The organism is Rhizobium sp. 01N447_2 (assembly GCF_056399245.1).
Genome location: NZ_JBFTQY010000076.1, coordinates 22,297 through 29,075, shown reverse-complemented (window position 1 = coordinate 29,075; position 6,779 = coordinate 22,297). Strand labels below are relative to the sequence as shown.

The window sequence follows — 6,779 nt, the reverse complement described above, 5'->3', positions numbered from 1 at the left end:
GAGCACGTCTGACAACAGGATAAACTCCTGTCGCCATTCATTGCACGTCTGCCCGGTACGGGTGAGAAAGAAGATCGCCTCCATCCACTCGTCCTGCGTCGGCTCAAGCTCCTTTACTGCCTCATGTAGCTTGCGCGTGACGACCTCCATCACCCGCTTCAGGCGCTCGTCCCTGGCTTGAGCGTTGCGGCTCGTGACCACCTCCACGGAATTTTCTTCGGTGAAATAGCCCTTTTCTTCGGAGCTCATAGTGCACCTCACAGAGAAAGAATTGTTTTCAAAACCCGGCGTAGCTCCGCTTCCGGATCAGCCGTCACGGCGTCCGCGCGCCACGCGACATGATGGTCGGGCCGCACGAGCAACACGCCTGAATCCCGGATTTCGCGGGCCCGCGCCCAGTCACCGTTCAGATCCTGCCACGTCTGTCGCGGTCCGATCCGATGCGTGGCGATCGGCAGCCCTAGCTCCTTCGAAAGCGTCTTTGCCGCTGCAATCCAGCCGTCGCCCCCGATGCCCGTCAGCACCGTGAAAACGCCGTGGCCCGTCAGATCAAGGCTGGACACCTTTTTTCCATCGGCGCCGAAGAGCCAGGCGTGGGGAAGCCGCGCACCCGGCCAAGTCGTCGGCTGGAAGTGCAGCTCAGGGTCCCTCTCGAAAGCGGGTTCCGGTTGCCCCTCCTTCACCACGGCGTTCGAGGCGTAGCGGTGGTTCATCTCGACGCCGTGCGCGTCGAATTCGTAGACCTTGTTCGCGATCGCAGTCCGGATTGCCGCGCGCTGCGCTTCGGACTCTGCCGTGTCATTGCAGCGCGCGTCCATGTTCTGCTGCATCTTCACCGGATCAACCGAGTCAAGCAGGCCGAGCGCCTTGAAAATAGGGCCGAATTCTTCGATCGACTTGTTGGCGCGGGTGACGATTTGCTTGGCGACTGGCGCGCGCTCGGCCTGGTAGCTGTCGAGGAGCTCAGGACCAGCTTGACCTTTCAGCACCATCGCAAGCTTCCATGAAAGATTGAACGCGTCCTGAATCGAGGTGTTGGAGCCCAGGCCGTTTGACGGCGGATGTCGATGCGTTGCGTCGCCCATGCAGAAGACGCGGCCGTTCGATATCGTCGTCGCGTACATATTGTTGACGGTCCACGTCGAGACCGACTTTATCTTCGGCTCGATGTCATCGACGCCCACGAGCTCGCGCACGACCTTCGTGGCGAAGGCGTCGTCGACCTGCGGTGCGGGCTGGTTGATATCGTATCCCCAGACGATCAGCCACTCGTTCCACGGGCGAACCATGCGCACGAGACCCATGCCGATGCCCCCGACGTCGGCGCCTGGCTGCAATACCCAATAGAGCACGGAAGGGCGATGGGCGACGTAGCGCGACAGGTCGGCCTCGAACAGGATGTTCATCGATCCGGCAACGCCCATCTTGCCTTCGAATCTCAGGCCAGCATGTTCGGCGACCTTGGAGTTCCCGCCATCCGCGCCGATCAGGAATTTGGAGTGAATGGTCAGCTCCCTGCCCGTCAATTTATCGACGCAGGTCGTCGTGACCCCATCGGCGTCTTGAACATGGCTTTTGTATTCGGTCGACATTCGCGGCTGCGCGCCGCGAGAACAGGCGGTCTTGAATAGCAACGGCTCCATGTATGTCTGAGGCAGGTCGTTCATCCGGCTCGGCGACGAGAGAAGATGTTCGGCGCGGGACAGTGGGTGGTTGCCCCAGCTTTTCATGCGGCCGATCTCCTCCCCGGTCAGCGAGGTGCAAAAGACGTTCTCGCCCATCAGATCCTGCTCGGCGGCGAACATGTAAGCTTCGTCCTCGACGTCGCGGCCAAGATCGCGCAGCACCTCCATCGTGCGCTGGTTGGTGATATGCGCGCGCGGCGTGTTCGCCAGCCAGCGATAGCGGTTGATCACCAGCGGTTCGAGGCCGTGTGTCGCGAGCAACGCGGCTGTCGCCGAACCGGCCGGGCCTGTGCCAATGATCAATACGTCGGTTTTGATGTCAGCCATGTGGCMCTCCCATTTCATATTCTGAAGATCCGTCCTTTAGGCGACGGCGGACCGGAAAAAGTTCCCAACCAGTGCGGTCGGATATCAGTCCCCAGACGCCGCGAGGCGCAAAGAGCATTGTAACGATGGCCAGTGCGCCGAGCGCCAGAAGATACCAGGAACCGAAGCTCGAAAACGCGTTCTGCAATACGAAGAAGACAAGCACACCCAGGATCGGACCCTCAATTGTGCCGATACCGCCGATGACGACGATGAAGATGACGTAGGCCGTCCAGTCGGTGAGCGAGAAGGCCGCGTCGGGCGATATCCGAGCCTTCTGCAGATAGATGAGCGCGCCGACCACTCCCGTGATGAAGGCCGTCAGGAGATAGATCAGTGTCTTCAGCCACTGTGCGTCGACGCCAAGGGCACGTGCCGCCGTCTCGTTGTCGCGGACGGCCGCAAGCCCCAGCCCATGCTTGCTGCAAAGCAGTTTGTAGACGAAGATGATCGTCGCCGACGCCAGCACGAGCGCCATCCAGTAGGCCAATGCATCAGCGGCGACGGACGAGCGCATGCCGAACCAGTCGCTGAGTGCGGCGGCGCCCAGCATGTCCCGCGTCGCATCTCGCGGCATGGACGTCCCTGTTCCGCCCCCAAGGGTCTTCCATTGCGCAACGAGCAGCCGCCCGACTTCGGCAATCACCCAGGTACCGATCGCAAAGTACGGCCCATAGAGGCGGAAGGCGAAGAAGGCTGTCGGCACCGCGACAGCGGCTGCGATGAGGCCGGCAAGCAGGACCGCCAGAACTGGATCCATTCCAGTCAGGATAACCAAGCCGAATAAGGCGTAGGCGCCACATCCGACGAAAAGTTGCTGCCCGACCGAGATGAGGCCGGCATAACCAGCGAGAAGATTCCAGCTTTGGGCCAGCGTTAGCATGGTCAGGATGAAAAAGAGGTCCTGTATGACGCCACGCGAGACGACGAACGGAGCGAAGATCATGAGGGCCGCCGCCAGGAAGAGGAACATTGTGAAGATTCGGGAGACAGTCGTCCTCGTCTCGATGCGCCAGCGAGCCGTTCGTTCATTGGTCATGGCTTGAAAACCCGTGGTCATGGCGCGCCTCAGTCGACGGCCCGCGGAAAAAGACCGCGCGGACGAAAAAGCAGCACGAGAAGAAAGGCGACGTGCCCGGCAAGAATTTGCCATTCGGGATTGACCGCAGCGCCGATCGTCTGCGCAAGGCCCAAGATCACACCTCCCGCGAGCGTGCCCCAAAGCGAGCCGAGGCCGCCGATGATCACTGCTTCGAAGGCATAGATCAATCGGGCGGGTCCGGCGGTCGGATCGAAGTTCGCTCTCATGCCGAGGTAGAGCGCAGCAACGGTCACGATCATCATCGCCAGTCCGGTAGCGACAGCGAAGATCGAATTTGGCCGAATGCCCATCAGGCTTGCGGTCACCACGTCGTCGGACGTGGCCCGAAATGCCCGGCCAAGAGCGGTCCGGTAGATGAGCTGATTCAGGGCCAAGATAATGAGCACGGCCGAGGCGAAGGTCAGCAACGGCATCAGTCCGGCGTTGACACTTCCGAGCTGCACCGAGGCCGTTTCAAGCGAGCCCGCCGAAACTCGCCTGCTGTCGGCCGTGAACGCTTCCAAAAGACCATTCTGGATCACGATCGAAAGGCCGAACGTCACCAGCAGCGGTGGCAGGACGTCTTTGCTGAGCGTGCGATTGAGAAGATAATATTGGAGCACCCAGCCTAGCCCGAACATCAATGGCGCCGCTATCAATGCCGCGACAAACGGATTGAGCCCAAAAGATGACACGATGAGCATTATCAGGAACGCGGCAAGGACGATCAGGTCGCCGTGGGCCAGATTGACGAGCCGCATGATGCCGAAGACAAGGCTCAAGCCAGCCGCGAATAGGGCATATAGTCCGCCGAGCAGTATTCCCTGGAGAAGCGTATCAAGCCAGTTCATGGGTCCCCGCTCCAAAATAGGCTGCATGGATGTCCGCACGATCGAGTTCGGAGGGACGGCCGGTCAGGGTGATGYGGCCTTCCATCATGCAATAAATCCGGTCGGCGACCTTTAGAGCCTGCACGATGTCCTGTTCGACGATGATGATCGCGGCGCCCGATGCCTTGATCTTCGCGAAGGCGGCGTAGATATCCTTGATCACCACCGGCGCCAGACCGAGGCTGAGTTCGTCGCAGAGCAGGACGTCTGGGTTCGACATGAGGGCCCGACCGATCGCGACCATCTGCTGCTGGCCGCCAGAGAGGGCCGTTGCAGGATTGCGTCGCCGCTCTTTCAGAATGGGGAAAAGCGCGTAGATGCTTTCCAGGGTCCACGGTCCGGCCACCACCTGGCGGCCGTAGCTGCCGATCAGCAGGTTCTCCTCTACGGTCAATGACGGAAACAGCCTGCGGCCCTCCGGCACCAGCGCGATCCCGCGGCGCACCACATCCGGTGCTCCCAGCGCACCGATCGGCTCGCCGCGATGGAGGACCATCTCCGCGCTGTTGGCAATCACACCGGCGAGGGAGCGCATCAAGGTCGATTTGCCAGCGCCGTTGGCGCCGATCACGGCGATGGTCTCGCCGACCTCGAGCCGGATATCGACCCCGAAGACGGCCTGGAAGTCGCCGTAGAAGGCCGTAAGACCTCGTGTTTCGACAAGGCTTGCCATCAGACCTCCATCCCGAGATAGATTTCGCGGACGTCGCTCGACGCCATGATCGCATCGGCTGCGCCGATGCCGATCACGCGACCGAAGTTCAAGACCAGCAATCGCTCGGCGACGGCGGTCAGGGCGTGCAGCACATGCTCGATCCAGATGATCGCGACGCCGCGCTGGTGGACGCGTTTGATCGTCGCCACCAACTGCCGACACTCTCCCTCCGTCAGTCCTCCAGCGATTTCGTCGAGAAGCAGAAGCTTGGGTTGCGTGGCGAGCGCGCGCGCAAGCTCCAATCGTTTGCGTTCAAGAAGGGAAAGGGAGCCTGCGGGGACATTCGCCTTTGCGATTAGGCCTGTCTCCACCAGGATGTCGGCACAGAGATCGACGACATGGGCTTCCGCCTGGCGCGTTCCGAAAGCGCCTGCGACCAATAGATTTTCATAGGCGGTCAGGCGCTCGAAAGGCTGCGGTATCTGAAAGGTGCGTCCCATGCCCGCAAGGCAGCGCTGCATCGGGGGCGTATGGGTCACATCGCGGCCGTCGAATTGGATTGAACCACCGGCCACCTTGAGGTTGCCGTTGATGAGATTGAAGAGTGTCGATTTTCCAGCACCGTTCGGTCCGATGACGCCGAGCGCCTCTCCCGGCTCCACCGAAAAGGAAACCCCTTCGGCGACGATAAGCGCGCCGAAGGACTTCGATACACTTTTAAGTTCGAGAATGGGCATCGGTCCTCCTCCGATCAGTTCCGCCCGGCTCGGGCGCCGGGCAGAGCTTTAGCCTTAGGCCAAAACTTCGAGCTTACCGCCCAGCGGCACATTGGGCGCCAGCCCGTTTTCGACGACGACGAGATCGTAGCCGCCGCCCGACTTCAGGCGCCACTGGCCGCCGACGAGAGGCGTCTTGGCAACATTCTTCTGCGCAAATGGCGGAAGCTTCTCGTTGCCCCACGCGATCGGCCCGACAAGTGTATCGAGCTTGGTCTCCCCTATGGCCTTGGCAACAGCGTCGCCGTCGCCAACCCCTCCCGCTCGCTTCATCACGTCGACGGCGATCTCGAACAACGCGTGGGCGAAGCCGATAGGTTGTGTCCATGGGCGGCCGGTCGACTTGGTGAATGCGTTGGCGACGGTGACTGCCGTCTCGCCTGTCAGTGACGATGTGAAGGGATGGCTGGGCGTCCACCAGACTTCCGTGGACAGGTTATGACCGGCATCGCCCAACGCTTCGACCGTCTGCGGAAAGAGCAGCGCCTTGCCGATCGAGGCGATTTTCGGTTTCAATCCCTGCTGTTTCGCCTGGTTCCAGAAGGTGGTGAGATCCGGCGGGATCATCACGCCGGTAAGGATGTCGGTACCCGCCTGCTTGAAGGCGTTGATCTGCGCGGAGAAGTCGTCCGTCAGGTTCTGGTAGCGGCCGGTGTCAGTCAGTCCGTAACCCAGTTTTTCCAGGACTGGCGGAAACCCCACCACCTTATCGCCCCACGCGTTGCCGTCGCCGTCGTTGGGGAAGAGCCCGCCGACCTTCTTATTGGTGTCGATCTGACCCCACATGCCCGTGAAGACGGCAATGATATCCTCAAGCCCCCAGAAGAAGTGGTAGGCATAGTCAAATGGCTTCCATGATGAGGGATCGCCGGGATTGCCCTGCTGGCCGATGAACCACGGCTGCCAAGGAGCCACCGTGGAAATGCAAGGCATTTGCTCGCCTTCGCAGGTCGTCGAAACCGGGTTGGTCGTTTCCGGCGTGGAAGAAACCAGCATCAGATTGACCTGGTCGTCGACGATAAGCTCCTTTGCGACCTCGGCCGCGCGGTTAGGATTGGACTGGCTATCCTTGACCACAACCTCATAGGTCAGGCCGAGCTTCTTTGTCGTCGCCAGGAACGAATCGATGACGAATTTGTCGGCCTCGCCAAAGGCGGCAAGCGGGCCGGTTTGCGGGCTGACGTAGCCAAGCTTGATGGCCGCGTTCTGGGCGATCGCCGGAGCGGCAAGGCTGGACGTCGCTATGATGGCCCCGCCGGTCGCCGTTGTTTTCAGAAAATCGCGTCTCGTGAACATGCTTCCTCCCATTGTCCCTCTCCTCCCAAA

7 protein-coding genes are annotated in these 6,779 nt (G+C 61.0%); all 7 read right to left on the bottom strand.

Annotated elements, in window-relative coordinates; genetic code table 11:
- On the bottom strand, positions 1–249 hold a 249-nt coding region (locus AC1ECN_RS32110), incomplete at its 3' end, for a dioxygenase (RefSeq protein WP_477955233.1).
- An 8-nt stretch (positions 250–257) separates the two neighbouring features.
- The gene (locus tag AC1ECN_RS32105; protein ID WP_130682897.1) at positions 258–2,012 is read right to left on the bottom strand and encodes an FAD-dependent oxidoreductase; all 1,755 of its coding nucleotides are present in this window, start codon (positions 2,010–2,012) and stop codon (positions 258–260) included.
- Entirely contained in the window at positions 2,005–3,111 is a 1,107-nt protein-coding gene (locus AC1ECN_RS32100; RefSeq protein ID WP_477955231.1) for a branched-chain amino acid ABC transporter permease, read from the bottom strand. The genes AC1ECN_RS32105 and AC1ECN_RS32100 overlap by 8 nt, the downstream gene beginning before the upstream one ends.
- Before the next feature lie 8 nt (positions 3,112–3,119).
- Positions 3,120–3,983 carry a branched-chain amino acid ABC transporter permease gene (locus AC1ECN_RS32095; protein ID WP_477955229.1) on the bottom strand — a complete coding sequence of 288 codons (864 nt, stop codon included), beginning with the start codon at positions 3,981–3,983 and terminating at the stop codon, positions 3,120–3,122.
- On the bottom strand, positions 3,970–4,695 hold the full coding sequence (locus AC1ECN_RS32090) for an ABC transporter ATP-binding protein (RefSeq protein ID WP_477955228.1): 726 nt from the start codon (positions 4,693–4,695) through the stop codon (positions 3,970–3,972). The genes AC1ECN_RS32095 and AC1ECN_RS32090 overlap by 14 nt, the downstream gene beginning before the upstream one ends.
- Positions 4,695–5,414 carry an ABC transporter ATP-binding protein gene (locus AC1ECN_RS32085; RefSeq protein ID WP_018480653.1) on the bottom strand — a complete coding sequence of 240 codons (720 nt, stop codon included), beginning with the start codon at positions 5,412–5,414 and terminating at the stop codon, positions 4,695–4,697. Before AC1ECN_RS32085 ends, AC1ECN_RS32090 begins: the two co-directional genes overlap by 1 nt.
- 54 nt (positions 5,415–5,468) lie before the next feature.
- Positions 5,469–6,749 carry an ABC transporter substrate-binding protein gene (locus AC1ECN_RS32080; RefSeq protein ID WP_130663308.1) on the bottom strand — a complete coding sequence of 427 codons (1,281 nt, stop codon included), beginning with the start codon at positions 6,747–6,749 and terminating at the stop codon, positions 5,469–5,471.
- Positions 6,750–6,779: the final 30 nt, after the last annotated feature.

What these genes read in the sequence shown, in the direction of transcription:
- AC1ECN_RS32095 (WP_477955229.1), bottom strand. Translation starts at nt 3,983, where the DNA reads ATGAACTGGCTTGATACGCTTCTCCAGGGAATACTGCTCGGCGGACTA.
- AC1ECN_RS32080 (WP_130663308.1), bottom strand. Translation starts at nt 6,749, where the DNA reads ATGTTCACGAGACGCGATTTTCTGAAAACAACGGCGACCGGCGGGGCC.
- AC1ECN_RS32105 (WP_130682897.1), bottom strand. Translation starts at nt 2,012, where the DNA reads ATGGCTGACATCAAAACCGACGTATTGATCATTGGCACAGGCCCGGCC.
- AC1ECN_RS32085 (WP_018480653.1), bottom strand. Translation starts at nt 5,414, where the DNA reads ATGCCCATTCTCGAACTTAAAAGTGTATCGAAGTCCTTCGGCGCGCTT.